General features: G+C 74.2%; 1 protein-coding gene and 1 pseudogene. Both read left to right on the plus strand.

Annotated elements, in window-relative coordinates; all coding sequences use genetic code 11:
- Positions 1-2,697, plus strand: a 2,697-nt coding sequence (locus K6I33_RS33850) for a thioester reductase domain-containing protein (protein WP_229358633.1), incomplete at its 5' end; no start/stop codon positions are given.
- A pseudogene (locus K6I33_RS33855) lies at positions 2,694-2,932 on the plus strand (cytochrome P450); the annotation flags it as partial. The gene K6I33_RS33850 and the pseudogene K6I33_RS33855, both read left to right, overlap by 4 nt.

Genomic DNA, 2,932 nt, shown 5'->3' on the forward strand with positions numbered 1-2,932 from the left:
CCCTCCCCCACCGACTGCGCCTACGTGGTGTTCACCTCCGGCTCGTCCGGCCGCCCCAAACCCGTGGCGATACCGCACTGCGGCGTGGCCCGACTGGTCCTCTCCGACGGCGAGTTACCCCCGCCCGGGCCCGGCGACGGCGTGCTGCACGCCTACGGCCTGTCCTCCGACGCCTCCACCATCGAGATCTGGGGCGCGCTGCTGACCGGCGCCTGCCTGGTCCTGGCGGACCGCGCGGAGCTGCTCTCGCCCACCGCCCTGGAGGAACTGTTCCGCGCCCGGGGTGTGACCGTCGCCTATCTGACGACCAGCGTCTTCCACCTCGTGGCCCGCACCCGCCCCCAGGCCCTGGCACCGCTGCGCTTCGCCTCCGCCGGCGGCGAGGCGATGGACCCCCGCCTGGTGAACGAGGTGCTGGCCGCCTGCCCCGGCACCACCGTCGTCAACTTCTACGGCCCGACGGAGAACTCCGTCGTCTCCACCGCGCACGTGGTGCGCGAGCTGCCCGCCGACGCCACGAACGTCCCCATAGGCCGCCCCTTCGGCGCCACCGTCTGCCACGTCCTGCGCCCCGACGGCACCGCCGCGGCACCGGGCGAGGAGGGGGAGCTGTACGTCGGCGGGGACGGCCTGGCCCTGGGCTACCTCGGCGATCCCCGGCTGACGGCCGAGCGGTTCGTCGAGCTGCCCGCCCATCATCCGCACGGGCCGCTGTACCGGACCGGTGACCTGGTCGTCCGGCGCGCCGACGGGCTGCTGGAGTACCGGGGACGGCTGGACCGCCAGGTGAAGCTGCGCGGCATACGCGTCGAGCTGGACGAGATCGAGTCTCGGCTGCGGGCCCACCCCGAGGTCGGCGAGTCCGTCGTCGAGCTCGAATCGGACGCCCTGACCGCCTATGTCACCGCCGCCACGCCCGGTCACGCCCTGGACCTGCCCGGCATCCGCGCCTACTGCGCCCAGTGGCTGCCGGCCCAGACCGTCCCGTCCCTGGTGGCCATGGACCACCTGCCGGTGACCAGCGGCGGCAAGGTCGACCGCGCCCGGCTGAAGGCCCTCGCGCCCCGGCCCGAGGCCCACGGGGACACGGACCCGTCCAAGGCGGACCCGTCCGCGGCCGCGTCCGGCGGAAAGGTCGAGGGGGTGCTCGACGCCCTCGCCGAGGTGTGGCACCAGGTGCTCCGCGTACGCCCCACCCCCCAGGACGACTTCTTCCGGCTCGGCGGCGACTCGCTGCTCGCCTCCGAAACCGTCACCCGCACCCTCGCGGTGCTGGGCCTCGACGCCGCGCTGGGCTCCACCCTGATCAGGGCCCTGCTGACGGCACCCACCCTGGAGGGCTTCAGCACGGCCGTCCGCGAGCTGCGCCGCGGCACGGGCGGCCCGGGGCAGGGCACCGGGCCGGCGATCGGCTTCGCGCGCGAGAGCGAGCTCGGCTTCGAGCTGCCGCCCGCGCAGGGCCCGGCCCCGCGCCCCGAGGACCCCTGGCACGTCCTGCTCACCGGCGCCTCCGGCTTCGTCGGCGCGTTCCTGCTCGACCGGCTGCTGCGGATGACGTCCGCGCGCGTCCACTGCCCCGTACGGGCGTCCAGCGACGCCCACGCCACCCGGCGGGTGCGCAACACCCTCGCCCGCTACGGGCTGAGCCTGGACGAGGCCGCCTGGCAGCGGGTGGAGTGCTTCCCCGCGGACCTGACCGAACCCGATCTCGGTCTCTCCCCCGGCCACGCCGCCGAACTCTCCGGCAGCCTGGACCTGATCGTGCACAACGCGGCCCGGGTCAACTTCCTCTATCCGTATGAGGAGTTGCGCTCGGCCAACGTCGAGGGCACCCGGAGGGTCGTCCAGCTGGCGGCACCCCGCCGCGTGCCCGTCCACTTCATCTCCACCGTCGCCGTCGTCGCCGGATTCGGCACGGCCGGGGTGGACAAGGTGGACGAGGACATGCCGCTGGCGCACGCCGACGGGCTCACCATGGGCTACGCGGAGAGCAAGTGGGTCGCCGAGGAGGTGCTGCGGCACGCGGCGGAAGCGGGCCTGCCGGTGGCGGTCCACCGGCCCTACGAGGTGACGGGCGACCGGGCGACCGGCGCGTGCAACACCGAGACGGCCATCTGCTCCCTGTTCAAGACGATCGCCGAGACGGGCCTGGCCCCCGACATCGAGCTGCCCATGGACTTCGTCCCCGTCGACCACCTCGCCGAGGCCGTGGTCCACATCGCCACCCGCCGCCCGGCCGGCTGGCGGGTCCACCACCTCACCAACCCGCGCCCGGCCATGCTCTCCGACGTCCTGGACCGGATGCGCGCGGCGGGCTTCGCGATCCGCACGATGCCCTACAACCAGTGGGTGGGCGAACTGGTGCGCCACGTCGCCCGGAACCCCACCAGCGCCACGGCCCCGTTCGTCTCCCTGTGCGTGGACCGCAGCCGCAACGCCGACATGTCGGTCAAGGAGATGTACCTCAAGGGCGTCTTCCCCGTCCTGGGCCGCCGCAACGCCGAGGAGGCCCTGGACGGCAGCGGGCTGCACTGCCCGCCCGTCGACACCGCGCTGCTGGACCGGTACCTGGAGTTCTTCTTCACGTCCGGCTACATCCCGCGACCCACCCCCGGACAGCCCACTCCCGAACAGCCCGCCGCCGGACACCCGTCGCCCGGACACCTGTCGCCCACCGGAACGGAGCACACAGCATGAACGGCCCCGAGGAACCCGCCGAGCTCGTCCAGGTCCCGGCCGTGGAACCCGGCACCGCCGGCCCGCCGTGCGGCTACGCCCGGCTGCGCGCCGAACAGCCGGTGGTCAAGGCCGAGTTGCCCAACGGCGAGACGGGCTGGCTGCTCAGCCGCTACGAGGACGTGCGGGCCGCCTTCGCCGACCCCCGGCTCATCCGGCCGCTGCTCTCCGCCTGGCCGCCCCGCGAGGGCCCCGA

Origin of the sequence: Streptomyces sp. UNOB3_S3, assembly GCF_020740895.1 — a bacterium.
Lineage (GTDB): Bacteria > Actinomycetota > Actinomycetes > Streptomycetales > Streptomycetaceae > Streptomyces.